Source organism: Bacillus paramobilis (assembly GCF_038096195.1).
In the GTDB taxonomy this organism is placed as follows: domain Bacteria; phylum Bacillota; class Bacilli; order Bacillales; family Bacillaceae_G; genus Bacillus_A; species Bacillus_A mobilis.
Genome location: NZ_CP151108.1, coordinates 4,505,869 through 4,525,881 on the forward strand (window position 1 = coordinate 4,505,869; position 20,013 = coordinate 4,525,881).

23 protein-coding genes and 1 pseudogene are annotated in these 20,013 nt (G+C 34.1%); 10 read left to right on the plus strand and 14 right to left on the minus strand.

Translation table 11 applies throughout. The features are described from left to right. Positions 1-62: 62 nt before the first annotated feature. Together spoVR and AABL52_RS23110 are read right to left on the minus strand one after the other, a co-directional pair. Positions 63-1,478 (minus strand): stage V sporulation protein SpoVR, encoded by a 1,416-nt coding sequence (gene spoVR / locus AABL52_RS23105; protein ID WP_016089234.1) that lies wholly within the window; start codon positions 1,476-1,478, stop codon positions 63-65. Positions 1,479-1,592: 114 nt separating this feature from the next. Next, positions 1,593-2,153, minus strand: coding sequence for a nitroreductase family protein (locus tag AABL52_RS23110; RefSeq protein ID WP_016089235.1), 561 nt, complete (start codon positions 2,151-2,153; stop codon positions 1,593-1,595). Positions 2,154-2,386: 233 nt separating this feature from the next. Here AABL52_RS23110 and AABL52_RS23115 point away from each other — a divergent pair, with 233 nt between their 5' ends. The 9 genes from AABL52_RS23115 to AABL52_RS23155 all read left to right on the plus strand — a co-directional run bounded on the left by AABL52_RS23115 (position 2,387) and on the right by AABL52_RS23155 (position 9,098). Continuing rightward, entirely contained in the window at positions 2,387-2,983 is a 597-nt protein-coding gene (locus AABL52_RS23115) for a hypothetical protein (RefSeq protein ID WP_341518522.1), read from the plus strand. A 125-nt stretch (positions 2,984-3,108) separates the two neighbouring features. After that, on the plus strand, positions 3,109-4,626 hold the full coding sequence (locus AABL52_RS23120; RefSeq protein WP_144560732.1) for a spore germination protein: 1,518 nt from the start codon (positions 3,109-3,111) through the stop codon (positions 4,624-4,626). Next, positions 4,623-5,708, plus strand: a complete 1,086-nt coding sequence (locus AABL52_RS23125; RefSeq protein WP_000722252.1) for a Ger(x)C family spore germination protein — start codon at positions 4,623-4,625, stop codon at positions 5,706-5,708. Before AABL52_RS23120 ends, AABL52_RS23125 begins: the two co-directional genes overlap by 4 nt. Before the next feature lie 16 nt (positions 5,709-5,724). Beyond that, on the plus strand, positions 5,725-6,834 hold the full coding sequence (locus AABL52_RS23130) for a GerAB/ArcD/ProY family transporter (RefSeq protein ID WP_001095034.1): 1,110 nt from the start codon (positions 5,725-5,727) through the stop codon (positions 6,832-6,834). A 45-nt stretch (positions 6,835-6,879) separates the two neighbouring features. Beyond that, entirely contained in the window at positions 6,880-7,392 is a 513-nt protein-coding gene (locus tag AABL52_RS23135) for a PCYCGC domain-containing protein (RefSeq protein WP_000761026.1), read from the plus strand. A 120-nt stretch (positions 7,393-7,512) separates the two neighbouring features. Further along, the gene (locus AABL52_RS23140; protein WP_001195461.1) at positions 7,513-7,761 is read left to right on the plus strand and encodes a YhdB family protein; all 249 of its coding nucleotides are present in this window, start codon (positions 7,513-7,515) and stop codon (positions 7,759-7,761) included. Positions 7,762-7,925: 164 nt separating this feature from the next. Continuing rightward, the gene (locus tag AABL52_RS23145) at positions 7,926-8,345 is read left to right on the plus strand and encodes a disulfide oxidoreductase (protein WP_000532264.1); all 420 of its coding nucleotides are present in this window, start codon (positions 7,926-7,928) and stop codon (positions 8,343-8,345) included. 12 nt (positions 8,346-8,357) lie between these two features. After that, a complete protein-coding gene (locus AABL52_RS23150; protein ID WP_000738442.1) occupies positions 8,358-8,810 on the plus strand; it encodes a thioredoxin family protein in 453 nt (150 codons plus the stop codon). A 72-nt stretch (positions 8,811-8,882) separates the two neighbouring features. Beyond that, positions 8,883-9,098, plus strand: coding sequence for a DUF1540 domain-containing protein (locus AABL52_RS23155; RefSeq protein ID WP_001115486.1), 216 nt, complete (start codon positions 8,883-8,885; stop codon positions 9,096-9,098). A 33-nt stretch (positions 9,099-9,131) separates the two neighbouring features. Here the strand turns inward: AABL52_RS23155 and AABL52_RS23160 are convergent, their stop codons facing one another. The 3 genes from AABL52_RS23160 to AABL52_RS23170 form a co-directional block, all read right to left on the minus strand. Then, positions 9,132-9,383, minus strand: coding sequence for a hypothetical protein (locus AABL52_RS23160; RefSeq protein ID WP_000834197.1), 252 nt, complete (start codon positions 9,381-9,383; stop codon positions 9,132-9,134). A 103-nt stretch (positions 9,384-9,486) separates the two neighbouring features. Continuing rightward, the gene (locus AABL52_RS23165) at positions 9,487-10,248 is read right to left on the minus strand and encodes a L,D-transpeptidase (RefSeq protein ID WP_341518523.1); all 762 of its coding nucleotides are present in this window, start codon (positions 10,246-10,248) and stop codon (positions 9,487-9,489) included. Positions 10,249-10,314: 66 nt separating this feature from the next. Further along, entirely contained in the window at positions 10,315-11,181 is an 867-nt protein-coding gene (locus AABL52_RS23170) for an SDR family oxidoreductase (RefSeq protein ID WP_341518524.1), read from the minus strand. A gap of 201 nt (positions 11,182-11,382) precedes the next feature. Between AABL52_RS23170 and AABL52_RS23175 the strand changes: the two genes are divergently transcribed. Beyond that, positions 11,383-12,684 (plus strand): NCS2 family permease, encoded by a 1,302-nt coding sequence (locus AABL52_RS23175; protein WP_340423065.1) that lies wholly within the window; start codon positions 11,383-11,385, stop codon positions 12,682-12,684. Positions 12,685-12,782: 98 nt separating this feature from the next. Here AABL52_RS23175 and AABL52_RS23180 read toward each other — a convergent pair whose 3' ends face one another. From AABL52_RS23180 to AABL52_RS23220, 9 genes and pseudogenes are all read right to left on the minus strand, one after another. Beyond that, a complete protein-coding gene (locus tag AABL52_RS23180) occupies positions 12,783-12,986 on the minus strand; it encodes a hypothetical protein (protein WP_341518525.1) in 204 nt (67 codons plus the stop codon). 32 nt (positions 12,987-13,018) lie between these two features. After that, complete coding sequence (locus AABL52_RS23185; protein WP_340423068.1) at positions 13,019-13,669, minus strand: ABC transporter ATP-binding protein; 651 nt, start codon at positions 13,667-13,669, stop codon at positions 13,019-13,021. After that, positions 13,670-14,902, minus strand: a complete 1,233-nt coding sequence (locus tag AABL52_RS23190) for an ABC transporter permease (RefSeq protein ID WP_341518526.1) — start codon at positions 14,900-14,902, stop codon at positions 13,670-13,672. 155 nt (positions 14,903-15,057) lie between these two features. Then, complete coding sequence (locus AABL52_RS23195; protein WP_341519747.1) at positions 15,058-16,191, minus strand: RNA-guided endonuclease InsQ/TnpB family protein; 1,134 nt, start codon at positions 16,189-16,191, stop codon at positions 15,058-15,060. Beyond that, positions 16,136-16,764: pseudogene (locus AABL52_RS23200) on the minus strand (IS607 family transposase). The gene AABL52_RS23195 and the pseudogene AABL52_RS23200 overlap by 56 nt, the downstream one beginning before the upstream one ends. A gap of 35 nt (positions 16,765-16,799) precedes the next feature. Further along, on the minus strand, positions 16,800-17,873 hold the full coding sequence (locus tag AABL52_RS23205; protein WP_341518527.1) for an ABC transporter permease: 1,074 nt from the start codon (positions 17,871-17,873) through the stop codon (positions 16,800-16,802). Positions 17,874-17,896: 23 nt separating this feature from the next. Next, positions 17,897-18,286 (minus strand): hypothetical protein, encoded by a 390-nt coding sequence (locus AABL52_RS23210; protein WP_341518528.1) that lies wholly within the window; start codon positions 18,284-18,286, stop codon positions 17,897-17,899. A gap of 180 nt (positions 18,287-18,466) precedes the next feature. Continuing rightward, positions 18,467-19,321 carry a patatin-like phospholipase family protein gene (locus AABL52_RS23215; RefSeq protein ID WP_341518529.1) on the minus strand — a complete coding sequence of 285 codons (855 nt, stop codon included), beginning with the start codon at positions 19,319-19,321 and terminating at the stop codon, positions 18,467-18,469. Positions 19,322-19,449: 128 nt separating this feature from the next. Beyond that, a complete protein-coding gene (locus tag AABL52_RS23220) occupies positions 19,450-19,911 on the minus strand; it encodes a MarR family transcriptional regulator (RefSeq protein WP_016089247.1) in 462 nt (153 codons plus the stop codon). Positions 19,912-20,013: the final 102 nt, after the last annotated feature.

The window sequence follows — 20,013 nt, forward strand, 5'->3', positions numbered from 1 at the left end:
CATATTTAACTTTGTTCCAAATAAAAAAGAACGGACATAGTATTCTATGTCCGTTCTTTTCATCACACATACTTCCGATGCACCATCTTCCCATCATAAGAAAACACAACGCCCTTACTCTCCACAATCGACTCCATATGCACCGTTCTTCCCCATAATTGATGAATGTATGGCAATACTTTTTCTAAGTATTTTAAATCGAGCTCGATTCCTTCGTAACTATGTTTAATGTACAATTCTCCGTTCTTTAAGTAATCTCCATCTTCTACTACTAAGTACGGGAAGCCACCGTTTGTACGCATATTTACGAGTTGATCACGCACATGTTCCCACTCTTTATCTATTACTTTATATTCTTTTCCTTGGCGCTGGAATAAGTACATATCTTCTCTCATTACGAGATCTTTGTTTAAGTAGTTTCTTAAGAATGATACATCCCATTCGATTTCGCGTACTTCAAAGATTTTGTCCCGACCAGATCCTGGCTTTACGCCGCGTCGTTTCATTTCTTCTGTCGGGTTATTGTAGCGTTCTTCAATATCTTCGAACATTTTAATACCGAGGTAGTATGGGTTAATACTTGTTTTAGATGGTTGAACTACACCTGCATTAAGCTTTGCGAATTCAATCGCTTCAGAAGATGTTAAGTCCATTTCACGGAGTATGCGTTGATGCCAGTACGATGCCCAACCTTCGTTCATGATCTTTGTTTCAAGCTGCGGCCAGAAATATAACATTTCCTCGCGCATCATCGTTAATATATCGCGCTGCCAATCTTCTAGCTCACGGCTATATTCTTCAATAAAGAGTAGTAAATCTTTCTCTGGTTGCGGCGGAATTTTCTTCTTTTTATGCATATTAGGCCGTTCTCTCTTTTTGTTTCGATCATCTAAATTCCATAAATCATCGTACTGTGATATCTTTTTCTTTTCTACATCCTCTTCTAAATCTTCAATACTCCACGCAAGTTTTGGACGCATAAGCGATGGATCAATGTGCTCTTGAATGGCAAGTACGGCATCTAAAAATGTTTCTACCTCTGCCTTTCCATACTTATGCTCATATGCTTTCACACGGTCCGCTGTTGCCGCCATACTTTCTACCATATCTCGCTTCGTATTTGAAAAACGAATATTATTTTTAAAGAAGTCACAGTGTGCTAAAACGTGCGCTACAATTAATTTATTTTGAATTAACGAGTTCGTATCTAGTAAAAAGGCATAACATGGATCAGAGTTAATAACGAGTTCGTATATTTTACTAAGACCTAAATCGTATTGTAATTTCATTCTGAAAAACTGTTTTCCAAAACTCCAATGTGAAAACCGCGTCGGCATCCCATACGCACCAAATGTATAAATAATTTCCGCTGGACATATTTCATAACGCATCGGATAAAAATCAAGCCCAAATCCAGTCGCAATTTCCGTAATTTCCGCAATTGCATATTGCAGTGCTTTATCGTCACTTACTCTCATTATTTTCCCTCCTTACACTTTCCCTTAAGAAAGTGTATGATGAGGAACAAGCTTTCATGAGGATTGATTGCATAATAAAAAGACATCCTCATAAAAACGAGAATGTCTCATCTATTAACCTTCAATAATCTCCATCTTCTCCGTAATCGGTGTACGAGCTTTTCCTTCTGGTGCTTTATCGAAATAGCCAAGGTGAAGAATTCCAACGATGCGTTGACCTCTTGTTAAACCAAGTCCTTCTATAAATAATGGATTGTAGTTTAATCCGCCTGATTTCCAAACACAACCTAATCCACGTTCCCAAGCAAGAAGTTGGAAGTTTTGCATAAATGCACATGTCGCAGCGTAATCTTCGTCTCGCTGAATTTGGCGTGGATCTTCATTCATATATACAACGATTTGTGCAGGCGTACTTAAGAAACGATCTGATAAAATTTTACCACGTTTCGCTCTTTCTTCTTCTGTGAAAGAGTTTAATACTGCATCTACTAATTTCTTTCGGCCTTCTCCCATGTATAGTTTACAATTCCATGGTTCACGGTGCTTATGATTCGGTGCCCACGTTGCGTCGTTTAATAGCTCAATTAATAATTCTTTGTCCACTGCTTTATCTGTAAATGTACGAACAGAACGTCTTTCTTTAATCACATTTGCGATGGAAGTATATGTAGTCATATTTTTCTCTCCCTTATTTTTATCTATATGTATAACGTTTGTTATTGATATTGATTTTCAATTTCGATTATAACCTAGTTTTTTACTATTAATCAATGTTTTATGTTGGAAAACTTTCAAAAACGTCATTTCATACTGTGAATAAAAAAACTTAACTTGTTCACAAGTATTTCACATTTTATGGAAATGATATGTATACAGTTTTCCACATTATCCATCTAGGAGGAGTCTATATGTACAAAAAAATCGCAATAAGTATGACTATGGCAGCACTATTATGCGGGATATCTATCTTCCCCGCTTCCGCCGCTACACCAAAAGAAGTAACATTGCACCATCATAAACCAATTTCAGAAGAAGAAATGCAGTCGCTCGAAAAACTCGGCTATAACAAACATGAAATTTGGAAAGCTGCTCACATTGCAAGAATGAGTAAAAAAGAAATTAAAGACGTTTTAGCTTACTATAAACAAAATAAATCTTGGGAGAAAACAGCTGAGCATTTCGGCGTAGATCCAAGTAAATTGAAAAAGCATCATATGGATAAAGAAACGAAAAAAGCACTACTGCAAGAATTAGCAAATATGCAAAAATCTACACCAGACGGACTAAAACAAAAAATGAAAGAATATAATATCGGATTACGTCAGCTCACGGTATTAACAATCATCTCTCAAAAGAGTAATACCCCTCTTGATGATGTACTAAAAATGAAAAAAGACGGTATGGATATTAAACAAATCTCGGAAAAATTAAATGTTAAAAGAGAAGATATACGAGCAGAGATGATTAAATTAGTGAAGTCTATTAAAGAGAAGCAAACAAATTAACACGCAAAAAAGGAAGAGGTATTCACTGCTCTTCCTTTTCTTTATGAACTTTCAACTTTGAAGTATAAATTCCCGTATTTCCCAAAAACTAACACAAGTAAATGATGTAAGTTAGGGGTGAAAAAATGTTCGGTTTATCATCTAAGAAATCAAAAAAGACTAATACAAAAACACTTTGTTCTATTCCAGAATTTATACAAACCATGAAAGAATCAAGCGATTTTGTCTCTTATAACATACTTAAAGATGAAACGTTGTGCTTGTTTTATTATAAATCTGTCGTGGAAGCACTTATTATTAAACAATTCATTTTAACTCCTATAAAAAAGGAATCGGAACAAATCCAAAACATCTCTGATTTATGTAATATCATCTCTATTGAAGACATTATCACCTCCCCTTCTATTGATGATATTCGTGAAAAATTATTAGGTGGATATATTTTAATACGCTTAAAAAACAATTCGAATCCTGATCAATATGCTTTAATTCGTGCCGAAAGTACTGTTTTAGGAAAACGATTATATAACGATACAGAAAATGAGTATAGCGTAATCGGGCCTAAAATCGGTTTCGTTGAAAACCTTGATACAAATATCCACTTATTACGCCGAAATATCGTAACGGAGCAACTCATTTTTAAAGAAGTTACCGTCGGATCTATATCAAAAACGAAAGTAGCAGTTGCTTATATAGAAGGAATTACAAATGAACAATTCATCAACACCGCAATACAACGGCTAGAAGACATTGACTTTGATGTCCCATTTGATTCAACTATGATTGAGCAATTTATTAGTGATAATAGCAATTCACCTTTTCCTGTTTTATTACCTACAGAGCGATTAGATCGAGCTGTATTTGCGTTAATTAACGGGGAAGTTTTAATTTTAACAGATGGCTCTCCATATGCTTTATCAGGACCAACAACGTTACTGGATTTTTTCATTTCACCAGAAGATTATTATTTACCGTGGATGATTGGATCGTTCTTTCGTATTATTCGTTTTTTCGGAGCTATATTTTCTCTGTTTTCCTCCGCTATTTATACAGCGGCTTTAACATATCATTATCAAATGATTCCTGCCGATTTACTAGGTCCTATTATTTTCTCGAGAGCTAACGTACCTTTCCCTCCTATTCTAGAAGCACTCTTTTTAGAAATTACAATCGAATTGCTTCGTGAAGCGGGAGCGCGTTTACCGACAAAAGTCGGACAAACGATTGGGATTGTTGGGGGGATTGTAATTGGCCAAGCATCTGTTGAAGCGGCTTTGACAAGTACAATTTTATTAATTGCAGTTGCTTTATCCGCTCTTGCATCTTTCACAACACCGACTGTAAAGATGTCTTCTACTATCCGGTTGTTACGCTTTCCGCTTATTCTTTTAGCCGGTGCATTCGGAGGATTAGGCCTCGCTGTCGGATTTGTATTTATTTTAGCTCATTTAATTAAATTAAAATCGCTTGGATCACCTTATTTGTTACCTTTATATCCATTTCGTGGTTTAGGTACAGCAGAAGGTTTTCTTCGATTACCATTTAGTCAAACGGCACAAAGACCTTCTTTTCTTAGACCAAAATCAAAATGGCGCTACAATCCAAACAAATCGAAGCAAAAACGTGATGGTGAGAATGAATGAAGAAAATTTTATTGCACCTTATTATCATTATCTTCTTCATTTTACAAACTGGCTGTACACAAACGTATATAGTGGATACGCAGCGTATTATTCATGTCGCTGGATTTGACATCACTAAAAACAAAAGATTCCAAGGAACTATTCTCTTCCCAGAGTACACACATGGTGTAAAGTCTAAACCAGAAACTCAATCAACATCTGCCCGTTCACTTGAGACAATCGCTTCACGATTAAATGCAAAATCACCTCACAATGTCGTTGTAGGTCAAATGCGTGTCGTCCTATTTGGAAAGGCTCTAGGAGAACGCGGAATGGGAGAGATTATTACTAACTTACAACGTGACCCAAATATCGGGCGCGATGTACAACTAGCAATTGTAGATGGATCAGCTGAGGAACTTTTAAATTACGGAAAAAAAAATGGATCTTTATACATTGCTGATTTACTTGAACAAAATATCCGAAATGAGAACATTCCACAAACCGCATTAGACATTTTTTTATATAATTACTACTCTTCTGTATGTGATGCCTATGTCCCTTATCTTAAAATGGACGATAATCATTCCGTCGCTGTCAAAGGACTTGCTTTTTTAAAAGGCGATAAAGTCGTTATGTATACGGATAAAAGACATTCTGTTTTAGCAAAATTACTTATTAACCCTACGAAAAATGGACGTTACGAAGCAGCGATAACAAAGGATAAACATAAAGGTATGGTTGTTATACAAAACTTAGCTGGGGAAAATAAGTATGATATAGATCAAACTGGCGACATACCAAAAGTAAAAATCCATTTAAAATTAAATGGATTAATTAAAAACTCTCCAAATTGGATTGATCTAAGAAAAAAAACAAATATCAACTATATAAAAAAACAAATTGAACGAAATGTTGAAAAAGACTGTGAAGATTTAATAAAACAATTTCAAGAAAAGAAAATTGATCCTTTAGGAATACGAGATGAAATTAGAAGCCATACGAGAAAATGGAATATAAAACAAATTCGAAATATGTATCAAAATGTAGCGGTGGATATAAATTTAGATCTTAATATTGTACAATCTGGAATCGGGGAATAGTGAGGTGAAATGAGCAATGAATACAATGAATAAAACAAAAACTGTCTCTCCATATTTTGCATTTATTTTATTGCATTCTCTCCAAATCGGAATAGGAATTCTCGGATATCAACGTGTAATTTTGAAAAATGCAGGTTATGATGCTTGGATTTCTCTTATTATTGCAGGTATTGCAACTCATATTGTACTGTTTTGTATGTTAAAAATGCTTGAAAAAGACGGAGATTTAATTAGCATTCATACAACAACCTTTGGAAAATGGATTGGCTCTATATTTTCTGTAATTTTCACTCTCTATTGCTTATTATTTTGCCTTACTGTTCTTCGTACATATATGGAAGTAATACAAGTTTGGATCTTTCCTACCATTAAGTTATGGAAACTTACGCTTATGTTTTTATTAGTCACTTACTACATTATAAAAGGTGGCTTCCGTTCTGTGACAGGGATATGTTTTTGGGGTATTGTTCTTCCTATGTTCGTTGTATTCTTTTTAGTCTATCCGATGAAGTATGCACATTTTCGTAATATTTTACCTATTTTTACGCATTCCCCTTTCGACATACTTGTGTCAGCAAAACAATCTGCATTAGAATTTCTCGGATTTGAAACAATTCTTATCTTCTATCCCTTTATTGAAAAAGGAAAATCTTTAAAAAGATGGGCTCACGCAGGGATTGTTTTTAGCACTCTAATTTATGTAGTTTTAGCTATTGTATCATTTATGTATTATAGTGAAGGACAATTGAATCACACTATTTGGCCTACTTTAACGATGTTAAAAATAATTAAAGTTCCTTTTATTCAACGGTTCGAATATATTATTATTTTTGTTTGGTTTTTAATAATTTTGCCGAATCTTTGTTTAACTATTTGGTCATCATGTCAAACGATGAAGCGTTCCTTTCATATTTCATTTAAATTTACACTACCATTTTTTATTTTCATCGTTTTTACAGCTTCTTTATTTTTTAAAAATCGGGAAAGTATCAACGCATTAAATACTGTACTATCTCAAGCGGGATTGTATATTGTATACGCTTATATCCCAATTTTATTTCTAGTTCATTCGCTAAGGTGGCGCTTCAAAAATCAGTCAAAAAAATCTTCAACCGATACACCGTAATCTCTGATACAATTTGATTAATACATTTGTAAAGGGGACAAGCGAATGAAAAAGTATGTATTTTCTTTACTTGCAGTACTAAGCTTAATTCTTGCTGGATGCGGAAGTACTGGTACAAATGACCAAAAATCTTCTGAATCAAAAAAAGAAGAACATGACCACGCATCGCACACTCAGCAAGCTGACATTCAAGAGAAAACAAAAGGAGTCGACACACTCCCTACCTTCCTAGACAAGCTTGATCCACAAATGAAAGATATCTACACTGTCGCTGGGCAAAATGCAGAGCTATTAGATTGGATTCCATGTTACTGCGGTTGCGGTGAAAGTGTAGGACATAAAAATAATAAAAATTGCTTTATTCGTGAAATTAAAAAGAATGGTGAAGTTGTTTGGGATTCCCACGCAACGACTTGTGTCAATTGCCTAGAAATAGCTGTTGAATCTGCTTCCATGAAACAAAAAGGAAAATCAACGCTGGAAATTCGCAACTATATCGACAATAAATACAAAGAGGGGTACGGTAAGCCAACACCTACGCCAATGCCAAAAGCTTAAAAACGAGGAAATACCTCGTTTTTTCTTTTCATTCACTTTTTTTCTTAACAAATTCTTTCAAGTGTATTTCTCCTTGCTTTTCACACACTATATATAACTCCTCAGTAAGGAGGGTACACAGTGCAAACATATAACGACTATGACAAAGCTCTCTATTACACATATAGCTGTAATTGGGATAAATTACTCGTTCTTATGGTTCAAACGAACGATCAACTATTTTCTAAGCGTATTGAACATTTTTTACACGCTTATCAATACAGTAAAGAAATGCCAGAAGTTGATAAACAATTGCAGCTCCTATTTCAATATATTGACCATGCATCCCAAAAGTCACATATAGAAGAAGTAGAGCAAATTCAAATGTAAAATATAGCGCTATTCTCTTTATGAGAATAGCGCTTTTTAAAATGTTTATATCAATAAAAGTTTCCCCTTATAAAACTTTTATTGATAAACATATTTTTTCTTTCTTTTCTGTACCACTTCATACTATAATTTAGTATGTAACTATTATAAGAGAGGTATAAAATATGGGACGAGAAAAAAAGCAAGAATATGCTTTACTTACCGCATGGGGAGCTTCTTTTATCGCTACACTAGGAAGTCTTTATTTTTCCGAAATCATGAAATTTGAGCCTTGTGTACTTTGTTGGTATCAACGTATTTTTATGTATCCATTCGTTTTATGGCTTGGTATCGCTGTAGCAAAGAAAGATTATCGCATCGCAAGTTATTCTTTACCAATTGCAAGTATTGGTGCTTGTATTTCTTTATATCACTATGCAATTCAAAAAGTCCCAGCATTTTCAGCAGCTGGAGCAGCTTGCGGCCGTGTACCCTGCACCGGAGAATTTATAAACTGGTTTGGTTTTATTACAATCCCGTTTTTAGCACTTATCGGCTTTATTACAATCGCGGTATGTAGTTTTATTGTAATAAAAAACAAATAAGGAGATGAAACAATGAAAAAAATGCTTATATTTGGTGGTATTATTATCGCCTTGTTTGCAGCCATTTTCGCTGTCACACAAATGGAAGAAAAAAATGCTACTAGCCAAAAGATTGATAATGCTACTGATAGTAAGACAAATGGCCCTGACTACTATACAAATAAAATCTCTCTTTCAGACCTTCAAAAGAATTTAAAAGAGAAAAAAGAAGAAACAGTATACTTTTATCAAACATCTTGCGTTCATTGTCAAAAACTATCTCCTGTCGTAGTACCAATGGCTAAAGACTTGAACGTTGATATGAAAGTTATGGATATTGAAAAATTAGATGTTCCTTGGGATGAATATAAAATTAAAGGAACTCCAACAATCATTCACTTTAAAGATGGCAAAGAAGTAAACCGTATTAGTGGCGAACAACCGAAAGACAAATTAAAAGAATGGCTTGAGCAAACGAAAAAATAACGAGAAAAGGAAACTCCTTCTACACATGAAATGGGCGTAAAATCCCAAACTAATGTATAAGGAGGGGGTTTTATGCCAGAAGTAAGATGCTCTGTTTCCAATTGCTCATTTTGGGGACAAGGTAACTTTTGTCAAGCAAGTGCGATTATCGTTCAGCCAGATGCGGATGAAACGGGTCAAACTGAAAATGAATCGTATACAAGTGCAGTTTTAACAAACGAGACACTAGAAAGTTCTGTAGCAACAAGTGTAGAAACTTGTTGTCACACATTTAAGCCAAAATATTAAACATAAAAAGCATACGATTAACCGTATGCTTTTTTACATTCCTCTCCAAAAATCATGCATCATAAAAAAGTACAAAATAACGAGAACAACTGTCCCACATAAAGTAATGCGCCGATATATACTCTTCTCTCCTTCTCTTGCTTTCACAAATGCCCAAATAAATCCGAAGAACAATATTAAATCAACATATGGAACATAAAAAGAAAAGACGAGAAATGCATACAAATACACGATAAATAAACAGGTCGTCACTAAGAAAACTTTAAAAGCAAATTCACTTTTCATAATGGAACCGCCCCCTATCTGTACTGTATTATATTCAGCAAAATACAATAGTTGCAGTTAAACTCAAAGTAGAAATAAGCTACCGTCTATAATACGGTAGCCATTACGGAATTTTATATTTCCGTTTATATATATTACTTAAAACCGAAGAAGGAATTTGCTCATAACGAATTTTTTCTCCTGTTTCATCTATAATATACAAATTGTTTCCTATATAATATATTCCATCTTTTCGTTTTGAATACACTGTATATCTTTCGTTTGGCAATACCGTTTTCACTTTCGTTAACTGCCCATTTGGTTCTTGCCAATATATATCGGCACGGTCTACTAACGTAAGCACGCCAATTTGCTCTTCATTTACTTTACGACCATTCCAGCTTACAACGCGGTAACCAAGCTTATTTGCTTCATATTCAGGACTCGTATGAAAACGAGAAATGATTACTTTCGTCTGTAATTGCACCCTATCATATAACCATTGTATATCCCTGTCATGCATGCGAATACAACCATTCGACTCTCGGCTTCCAATCGTCCATTCCCGATTTGTTCCATGAATCGCGTACTCCTTTTTATCCAAACCTAACCAGCGCGTACCGAGAGGATTATTTGGTGCACCACCAGGTATTTTCTTTCGATGGTATTCTTTGTTTTTAAATTTAGTTATAATACAAAAACTACCTTCAGGCGTAGGTGTACGATCTCTTCCAGTTGTTACGGGGAATGTTTTTGTATAATTTCCATTTTCAAAAAAAGACAACTGGTTTGTCGTAAGATTCACTAATATTAAATGATCTGTATCAGCAAAAGCACTAACCGGTAGAATGAAAAATAATAGTATGACAAAACATAACTTTTTCATCTATATCCCCCCTAGCGCTCACTATAATAAGTGGAATTAACTTTACTTTGCTCTTATAAATGAAAACTATCCATTTACAATAACGCCCCCATTTACATGTATCATTTGCCCGGTAACGTAGGATGAATCGCCAGATGCTAAGTATACGTATGCTGGTGCTAATTCATATGGTTGACCAGGTCGTTGCATCGGGACATTGCTTCCAAACTGAGAGACTTTCTTCTCATCAAAACTCGATGGGATAAGTGGTGTCCAAATTGGTCCCGGTGCAACACCATTTACACGAATCCCTTTTTGCACTAACGATTGAGAAAGCGATCTTGTAAAAGCTACGATGGCTCCTTTCGTTGCGGAATAATCAATTAACATTTCATTTCCTTCATACGCAACGATAGACGCCGTATTTATAATGACGTCCCCTTGCTTTAAATGAGAAAGTGCTGCTTTTGTAACGTGAAAATAAGAAAAAATATTAATACGAAATGTCTTTTCTAGCTGTTCTGCTGTAATATACTCTAGTCCTTGCTGCGGATATTGCTGCGCGACATTATTTACTAAAACATGTAAACTACCTAGCTGCCGGACGGTCTCTTCTACAATATCTTTACAATGCTGTTCATTACTTAAATCACCCGGTAACAACACACACTTTATCCCTTCTTGTTCTACACGTTGCTTCGTCTCATTGGCATCTTCTTCCTCATCTAAATACGCAATCGCAATATTTGCCCCTTCTTTCGCAAAAGCAACGGAAACAGCTCGTCCAATTCCACTATCTCCCCCTGTAATTAATATATTTTTTCCTTTTAACTTTTCGCTTCCTTTATAATTTGGATCTTCAAACTGCGGTAGAGGATTCATTAATGATTCAATACCAGGCTGTTTATTTTGATGTTGCGCAGGCATTGTTACAAAGTTTTTTTGCTGTGGCATAGCTTCTTTCAACTCCTTTTCCTTATAATGCGCACAATAAAAACTGAAATTCACACATCGGTTTACGATTAATATTCGAATTTAAGACACAAAATATGAATTGTTATAAACTTTTTATGCAAAACTATTGCAAAATAGTTAAAAAACGAATATTATATATAACTGTTGTGAAAATTATTCGTAAACAGAAAGGATGTTTATATGTTTAACCTTTCAAAACATAAAACTTCTATTAAAACTGAAATTATGGCAGGTATTATTACCTTCTTAACAATGGCATATATCATTGTCGTAAACCCTGTCATCCTTGGGGATGCAGGAGTTCCATTTGAACAAGCATTTACAGCAACCATTATCGCTGCTGTTGTCGGAACATTATTTATGGCAATCTTTACAAACTTACCAATCGCAATCGCACCAGGTATGGGATTAAATGCTTACTTCTCTTATTCTGTTGTAAAAGCTCATGAAGGCATGACTTTCGCAATTGCATTCTCTGCTGTATTCGTAGCAGGTATGATTTTAATTTTGTTATCATTCACTTCTTTCCGTACAAAATTAATGGAAGCAATTCCTGAAAACTTAAAGCACGCAATTACTGCTGGTATCGGTCTTTTCATTGCCTTTATCGGTTTACGTTTAACAGGTATCGTTACAAAAAACGATGCAAACTTAGTTGGACTTGGTGATCTTCACTCTGCTCCAGTACTACTAGCATTAGCTGGACTTGGAATTACAATTGTCCTTATGTCTTTAAATGTAAATGGCGCCCTATTTATCGGAATGCTATTAACTGGTATTATCGCTTACTTCACAGGACAATTATCGTTCTCAAACGGTGTTACATCAATGCCTGGATTACCAGAAGGAATCATCGTTTCAAATCCAATTACTGCTGTATCTGATGTAATTAACTACGGATTATACGGCGTTGTATTTTCATTCTTCCTTGTTACATTATTCGATACAACAGGTACATTACTTGGCGTTGCTCAACAAGGTGGATTTATGAAAGATGGAAAGCTTCCAAAAGCTGGACGAGCTCTTCTATCTGACTCATTCTCAGCAACAATCGGTTCTATGTTCGGAACAACACCATCAACAGCGTACATTGAATCATCTGCTGGTGTTGCAGCTGGTGGTCGTACTGGTTTAACAACTGTTACAGTAGCTGTTCTATTCGCACTAGCAGCATTCTTTGGACCATTAGTAAGTGCCGTTTCTGGTGTATCAGCTATTACTGCACCATCATTAATTATCGTTGGTAGTCTTATGATGGGTTCAGTTCGCCACATCGATTGGGACGCATTTGATGAAGCATTCCCAGCATTCTTAGTAATCTTAAGCATGCCACTTACATCAAGTATCGCAACAGGTATTGCACTTGGATTTATTTCTTATCCACTTATGAAAGTGGCAAAAGGACAATTCCGTGCTGTTCACCCACTGGTGTACTTATTCGGAATCTTGTTCGCTTATCAATTGATTTTCTTACCACATTAAAATCCCTCATACAGAGGGATTTTTTATTTATAAAAGGAAAGTAGAGCATCGAAATTAGATGCTCTACTTTCCTTCTATAACAATCATACGAATTACTTTTAACACTTCTCATTTACTTGTAATTCTTTACTGTACTTTTGAATGAAAATTGATGAAATAACCATTACCATCCCTACACTCAACCCAATAAGCTGATCCAATAGCATTTCATCATGAATGAACCAGCGCAGTAAAAATACACCGCCAAAAATAAGCAACATAGTAAATCCAGTATGTCTAAGCTCTTTATATACATTTTCCATCTGTATCACCACTCCACATACTTTTATCCATATTACACCACATATCCATCAAGCAAACGTATTGTCCTCTGGCAGTATGCAGCTACCTTTTGATCATGTGTAACAACTAGCACCGTTTTTCCTTGTTTATGAACCTCTTTTAAAATACTCATAATTTTCTTCCCGTTTTCTTGATCAAGAGCACCAGTCGGTTCATCAGCAAGTATAATTTTTGTATCTTGTGCTAATGCCCTCGCTATCGCTGTCCTTTGCTGTTCTCCTCCAGATAATTCGTGGGGATACTTGTTAATATGTCTCTCCAGCCCTACCATCTCAAGCATTTCTTTTGATATTTGTATACGTTTCTTATGAGAAACTTTTCTATATATAAGCGGGAGCATTACATTTTCAATAACTGTATAATCATCTAGTAGCGAAAAGTTTTGAAACACAAATCCAACTTCCTTATTTCTATACTTATGATAGTTTGACTTTAATGTACTCGTATCCATGCCATCTAAAAAATACTTTCCAGTAGAGGGGTTATCAATTAAGCCAATAATATTAAGTAAGGTTGATTTCCCTGAACCAGATGGTCCCATAATGGCTATCATTTCGCCTTTTTCTATTGTAAGGTTAATATCTTTTAAAGCACTAAAATTACTCTTTCCGTATCCCTTAGCCACATTTGCGAGCTGAATCATCTATAACACCTCTTTCATATATGTATTTTTTATTTTTAGTACATTGAAATAAATGATTGCATATATAACGAGGATCATTACAAGTGATAAAGCAACTATAACAACCAATGATTCTATAGAGACTTTTAACGTTCCAAAGAAAGATAATATACTATTTTCTAGACCTTTCTGAATTTCAATTACTCCGCTATTCTCCCATTGAAAATACATAATTCCTATACATATAGATAAAACGAATAACAACATATACTCAATAACAAACGGAAGACATAGTTGAAAAGTACTTGCTCCTAATGCTGATTTAATAGAAATATTTTTACGTTCTATATAAAGCGTGGCCATTGATGTTAATAAAATAGATATAAATGAAAAAGATAAGACTGTACCGCTTAATAATAAGGGATATAACATATTATCAATACCTTGCTTTTCATTTTCTAATAATTTATCCGGATTTGTAACATAATACGAATACCCCTTACCTTCTGTTACCTTTAATACTTTCTTTTGAAATTCATTTATATCTATCTTCTCATTTGTTTCTATAATTAACCCATTGTATAAAAGGTCTACACTATAGAACTCTATTTCTTCTGTTCCAATTGGTAAAATCGCCATGTCATCTAATAATGTAATACGATTATCTGATATTTCACCGCTTCGAGGATATGTAAATACTGAATTTTTTTCTAAAAAGCCAATTACTTTTAGTTTCATTTTTCCAGATGGTATGATATCACCAATAGATACCTTTTCTTTATAATTAGCCCCTAATATAACAGGTCTACTATCAAATACTGATTTATGAAATTCCGATTCCTCAAAATATCTTCCTTGTGAAATTCGTATATAAAAGTATTTATTAATATCTTTATCAACAATAAGAGTCTTTATCGTTCCATTTTCTTTTTTTAAACTAAGTGAATAGTTACGGAACAGATAATTAGTTTTATTTGTTATTGGTATCGTATTCGATAACCCTTGAATGAAATGTTGATAATCACTTTTCGCTTTTTCTTCGCTAAACAATGTTATATCTTGCGTCGCATAAAGTTCATAGAAATTTTTATGAGTCGATAAATTATTTGCTACCGTCATCATTTTTCGATATCCCGAAAGATTACTAACAAATTCTATTGCTGAAGAAAATGCAATAATTAAAGAAATTACTATAATCAAACTTGGTAACAACCGCTTTTTCACAGACCGTATAGAATCAAATATAAAAAACATGAAGACCTGCTACTAAAAATATAGACAAATATATATTCTTAGAGTATTCCTGCTTCTACGTGTCCTGTCTCGCCAATCACTCGCTACTACAGTTTGCTGTAACACTCCACAGGCGTAGATTCCGATGTAGCCCACCGTACATATATACAATCTATTTACGTTAGTATTGTATATTCTTTTGCTTGTAAAAGATTGATCGCTGCGTTCAAATCTCTATCCATTACATTTCCACATTCACATGTATATATCCGGTCAGATAGCTTTAAATCCGCTTTCTTTTGACCGCAACATGAGCACAACTTTGACGATGGATAAAACCGGTCTACTTGACGTAATTCAATTCCATATTCCTCACATTTCGTCAAAAGCCACGTTTTAAAAGCATAAAAAGATTGCTTCGCAATCGTTTTAGATAGATGTTTATTCTTCAGCATATCTTTCACATTCAAATCTTCCACTGTAATAAACGTTGGCTTGGTTTTCACCACATTCGTTATAATAGACTTTACATACTCTAGTCGAATATTCGCTAATCGAGCATGTAGTTTTTGCACTCTAAGAGTATTTTTGTTTATATTCGCTCTTTTATTAGTAACAGATTTTTCACCTCTCTTTTTTAGATTTTCATATTTTCGCGATAAAGAGCGTTGTTCACGTTTTAACCGTTTTTCTATCTTTTTTACTTGTATTGTTTTATTGATGTTTTCGTGAACGATACCATCGCTACGTGTAGCGAAATCCTTCACTCCTAAATCAATCCCTAAACCTGTTGAGTTAAGTGTTGACTTCGTTGCTTCTTCTTCCAATTGGCAAAGCACAGATACAAAGTATCTTCCTGCTCTTTGATATACTGTGCCACTTTTTACAGTTGCATTTGTAGGGATATATCCATATTCTTTTAATCTTACCCAACCAATTGTGGGGATTTTTATTCTATGCCTTTCTACTGTCCAATCTGTTTTGTTGTTTTTAGGAAAATAACACTTCACATCTTGCTTCTTCTTTTTCTTATATCGCGGAAATTTAGATAAACCCTTAAAAAATCGCTTAAAAGCTTTTTCCCCGTTCATAATCGCTTGTTTTACAGCTTTACTTGATACTTCTTTTATCCACTGATCACATTCTTTTGTATAGACATTGTTCAACCATTTTGAAAAATCATACCCACTTAGAAACTTTCCTTCTGCTTCATACAACTCTTTGTTTTTAGAGATATACAGGTTGTAAACATACCTACACACACCAATCGTCTGATTTATTTGGGTTATTTGTTCTTTTGTCGGATGGATTTCTATTAGATATGCTCTTTTCATAAATCTTTATCCTCCGCTATTTTCTTTTTGTATTTCCTTAACCCGTAAATTCTACAACTCAATACATGAACGATAGATAGTAAATCTTGAATAAGCTCTTCCTGTGGAGATAATTTTTCAAACCATTTATAACCAAAACGTATGAACCTACCTCTGTATGCAATAATAATAGTTGAGACATTACCATCCGTACAATCTTCAATCAGTTTATTCCACTATTTCCTGTTATAATTCAAATCACTTCCAATATCCTCGATAGCTTCATCTACAATAATCCCTCGCTCATGAGCCAATGTTTTTAAAACCTCAATCTGATTTTCTAAATCATCTTTCTGCCCACGATTAGACGCTCGTATGTAAATAACCCTTTCACCTACTTTCTTTTCTTCTTGAATCCCCATATGGTCTTTATACTGTTTATCTGTATAATATCTTCTTCCTTTAGGGGTTTCAGTAAGCGGTCCATACACCCTCGTTATCTCACCTCTGTAAAGTTCATACAGATACATTGATGATTTCAGCAAATTCTCTTGGTTTATATTGCTTCATAGGTAGATTGCAATACATTTGTCTATATTTACCTCCTACGTTCTTAAATGTTTTCCAGGATATATATTTATAATGTGCTTAATTGGAATTACAGTAACAAACATTGTAAGAAAAATCATAAAAACAACATTATATATGAATACATACGGTGTTAACGGTTTTAGTAAGTATGTTTGAAAATACGTATGAATGGTTCCAGAAAATATTTCTAACGTAAGAAAAACCAATAACATCGCTACTAGAGCAATAAACAAAATTTGAATATATAGTTCGTAGTAAATCAATCTATTAGAAGCACCTAATGCTTTCTTTAATGAAATCTCTCTCTCTTTTTTGTAAATCCAAAATAACACTGCGGAAATGCCCGAAACGATTGCAACAAGAATGAATTTATAATAATACTTATTTGCTGGATCTATATGTGTTACATTTAGTTCCTGAAGATCTCGTTCATTCAGTATTTGAACCTCTCCGGAAAGTACTTCTTTGCTCCTATTCATAAATGTCTTTATTTCGTTATGAATAGATGAGGTAGGATTAACAACTGTTAACTGTAATTGTTTACTAGCGATAATACCTTTTTTAGATATAGTAGGTAGGTTTTGAAGCGAAATGTATATGCCGGCTACACCTACATCACTGTCTATTCTCGATATAGTTCCTATTTTTTTATATGTATCATCAAATTCATATAATTCTTTTACATTCGTTTGATTACCAACAACCATATCATTTACACTCCCGCGATGAAAATATTGCCCTTCAGCAATATATGGCGTCCAATAATAATCATCTTTTAAGTTCACAGCTATCATTTTTATTGCACCTGAACTATTCAATGCTTTTAAATTTTCTACGTAAATATCACTTTTCACAAAAGTATCTTGTATGAGAGGAATTATCGCTTCCAATTCGGTTTCATTCGCTATCGGAACAGTTAACGTTTGATTCTTTTCTGGAAAACCAATTTGAAAGGCAGCTATAAAGTTTCGTTTAGACTCTGTTAAAAGCGCGGCTACTGATATAGAAAGAAAAGAAATAAAAAATGATATAAGAAGAATTACGGAAAATAGTTTGTTTCTTTTTATATTTTTAAAAGCTAAATACATGGCACAGCTCCTTACAAAAATAACTACAATTCTAAGTTATCGTAACTATCAAAAGTACCTTTTCGTATCTCTTCTTGATAGTCATTATCCTCATTCGCATAATGCTCCGAGTATACTCCTTTTGCACCAAAGCCGTTAAATGCATCGTTACTCACAGTAGCATTCAATGCCCTTCCCGATTCATAAGGGCCTAATTTATCCGAGACACTTTCAATATATGTATAACTTCCATTTGAATTAATAAAAGAAACCGCTACTGAACAATGGAATGCATTTTGATTCGTAGTAGTTTGAGCTCTATAAGATAGCAGGTTATCGTTTTTATGAACGCTTAACGTTGAGTAGAAGGCACTAGTTGAGATTGCTGTTGCTAATAACATGAAAGTTGTTATTGTAAAAACTTTTCCCTTCATAACAATCACCTCTTAAATAAATAATTCAATCGTGCTACATCGTCATAGTATCTTTCAATCGCATGTTCCTCAATAAGAAAACTATATGTTTTACAAACTCTTAAAAAACTTAAACATTTATACATTTTTTAAAAACAATATAAAAAGACTGCGGAGAAACTCTTCCCCACAGCCTAATACTTATTTTTGTAAAAATGAATGTAAATCTGCAAACTGTCTCTTTGCATCTTCATAGCCTTGCTCATATAAACTTTGTAATTTAGCCGTATCCTTTTCCATACGATCTACTTGAAGCGGCACTTCTGGGCGAATAACAAATAAATTACCCGCTTGCTCTTCTTTTTCAATATAGTGAAGTGTTTCATTATATACTTCATAACGATTTAACATCGTATTAACAAGGTTGGGATATTTTTTATAAGCTTTCGCTGCCACCCATCCAAACTTTGATTTTTTCTTAGCATAACCGTGATTTCTCGTTAAAATAACGACTGATTTTTTAAATCCATCTTCTTGCGCTTTACGAACTGGAATCGGATCAGAAATTCCTCCATCTAATAACTGCTTACCACGGTAATTTACTACAGGTGCAATGAAAGGCAATGAACTAGATGCTTGTAATAAATTTAGTGCATCATCATTCGTTCCCTCCTTTTCAAAATAAACAGACTGTCCTGTTTCACAATCCGTCGTTCCTACAAGGAAACGTTCTGGACTATTAAAGTATGTTTCAAAATCAAACGGCACATGCTTTTCTGGAATTTCATGAAAAATGAAATCCATATCAAATAACTGACGCTTTTTCCATAAGTTTTTATACGATAAATATTGTGGGTGTGATGCATAATCAATATTTACTGTTTTATTTCTATTTCGTTGTCTGGAAAGATACGACGCTGCATGACAAGCACCAGCTGATACACCGATTACATATGGAAAATATAAATCTTGTTCCATAAAATATTCTAATATCCCACCCGTATATACACCACGCATACCGCCGCCTTCTAATACTAACCCCGTATTTTCAAGCATGTTATTCTCTCCTCTTTATATATTGACTCTTTAATTATTCACTATGTTAAGTATCTTTTTCTATTATATATGAGTTCTTTTAGAAATTATATTCAAAAGGCTTGAAATAAAGGAGTTTTTTCTTCCAATTATATTTCCAAATGATCGGAGACATCCTTTATAAACCTTTGAATAAAATCTTGTTCTTCTTTCGTATATCTATCTAAAAGTAACAGCCACTTTTCTTCAGCTTGTTTATGCAATTTATCATGAGCTTTATATATTTCATTTCCGCTTTCCGTTAAGCGAAAGAAAATTTCTTTTTGATTGTCTAACATTTGCATCTTCTCAACGAATGCCTTTTGGAACAATTTTGTACAAATTTTAGAGATTGCACCCTTCGTTATTCCCATTTCTGTCGTAATTGCCGTTACATTCATCAAACCATTTTTCCCGATACACTCGATCACATGTAACTCAGATAAAGACATACCACTTATACCTGTCTCACGAAAAAATTTCTCATTTTGTCCTTTCAAATGTTCTTCTTTTTTATGCAAAAGTGTACGAATGTCCGAAAGTATTTCCATTTGTTTCGTTGCATAATCCAACCCGTTCGCCCCCTAAGTTTCCAAAGAAACAATTTAACTATATACCATTTTAAAATCATTTTTTCATATTTACAAGTGAGAAAAACATGTTAAAATAAATTT

What these genes read in the sequence shown, in the direction of transcription:
- spoVR (WP_016089234.1), bottom strand. Translation starts at nt 1,478, where the DNA reads ATGAGAGTAAGTGACGATAAAGCACTGCAATATGCAATTGCGGAAATT.
- AABL52_RS23110 (WP_016089235.1), bottom strand. Translation starts at nt 2,153, where the DNA reads ATGACTACATATACTTCCATCGCAAATGTGATTAAAGAAAGACGTTCT.
- AABL52_RS23115 (WP_341518522.1), top strand. Translation starts at nt 2,387, where the DNA reads ATGTACAAAAAAATCGCAATAAGTATGACTATGGCAGCACTATTATGC.
- AABL52_RS23120 (WP_144560732.1), top strand. Translation starts at nt 3,109, where the DNA reads ATGTTCGGTTTATCATCTAAGAAATCAAAAAAGACTAATACAAAAACA.
- AABL52_RS23125 (WP_000722252.1), top strand. Translation starts at nt 4,623, where the DNA reads ATGAAGAAAATTTTATTGCACCTTATTATCATTATCTTCTTCATTTTA.
- AABL52_RS23130 (WP_001095034.1), top strand. Translation starts at nt 5,725, where the DNA reads ATGAATACAATGAATAAAACAAAAACTGTCTCTCCATATTTTGCATTT.
- AABL52_RS23135 (WP_000761026.1), top strand. Translation starts at nt 6,880, where the DNA reads ATGAAAAAGTATGTATTTTCTTTACTTGCAGTACTAAGCTTAATTCTT.
- AABL52_RS23145 (WP_000532264.1), top strand. Translation starts at nt 7,926, where the DNA reads ATGGGACGAGAAAAAAAGCAAGAATATGCTTTACTTACCGCATGGGGA.
- AABL52_RS23150 (WP_000738442.1), top strand. Translation starts at nt 8,358, where the DNA reads ATGAAAAAAATGCTTATATTTGGTGGTATTATTATCGCCTTGTTTGCA.
- AABL52_RS23155 (WP_001115486.1), top strand. Translation starts at nt 8,883, where the DNA reads ATGCCAGAAGTAAGATGCTCTGTTTCCAATTGCTCATTTTGGGGACAA.
- AABL52_RS23160 (WP_000834197.1), bottom strand. Translation starts at nt 9,383, where the DNA reads ATGAAAAGTGAATTTGCTTTTAAAGTTTTCTTAGTGACGACCTGTTTA.
- AABL52_RS23165 (WP_341518523.1), bottom strand. Translation starts at nt 10,248, where the DNA reads ATGAAAAAGTTATGTTTTGTCATACTATTATTTTTCATTCTACCGGTT.
- AABL52_RS23170 (WP_341518524.1), bottom strand. Translation starts at nt 11,181, where the DNA reads ATGCCACAGCAAAAAAACTTTGTAACAATGCCTGCGCAACATCAAAAT.
- AABL52_RS23175 (WP_340423065.1), top strand. Translation starts at nt 11,383, where the DNA reads ATGTTTAACCTTTCAAAACATAAAACTTCTATTAAAACTGAAATTATG.
- AABL52_RS23180 (WP_341518525.1), bottom strand. Translation starts at nt 12,986, where the DNA reads ATGGAAAATGTATATAAAGAGCTTAGACATACTGGATTTACTATGTTG.
- AABL52_RS23185 (WP_340423068.1), bottom strand. Translation starts at nt 13,669, where the DNA reads ATGATTCAGCTCGCAAATGTGGCTAAGGGATACGGAAAGAGTAATTTT.
- AABL52_RS23190 (WP_341518526.1), bottom strand. Translation starts at nt 14,902, where the DNA reads ATGTTTTTTATATTTGATTCTATACGGTCTGTGAAAAAGCGGTTGTTA.
- AABL52_RS23205 (WP_341518527.1), bottom strand. Translation starts at nt 17,873, where the DNA reads ATGTATTTAGCTTTTAAAAATATAAAAAGAAACAAACTATTTTCCGTA.
- AABL52_RS23210 (WP_341518528.1), bottom strand. Translation starts at nt 18,286, where the DNA reads ATGAAGGGAAAAGTTTTTACAATAACAACTTTCATGTTATTAGCAACA.
- AABL52_RS23215 (WP_341518529.1), bottom strand. Translation starts at nt 19,321, where the DNA reads ATGCTTGAAAATACGGGGTTAGTATTAGAAGGCGGCGGTATGCGTGGT.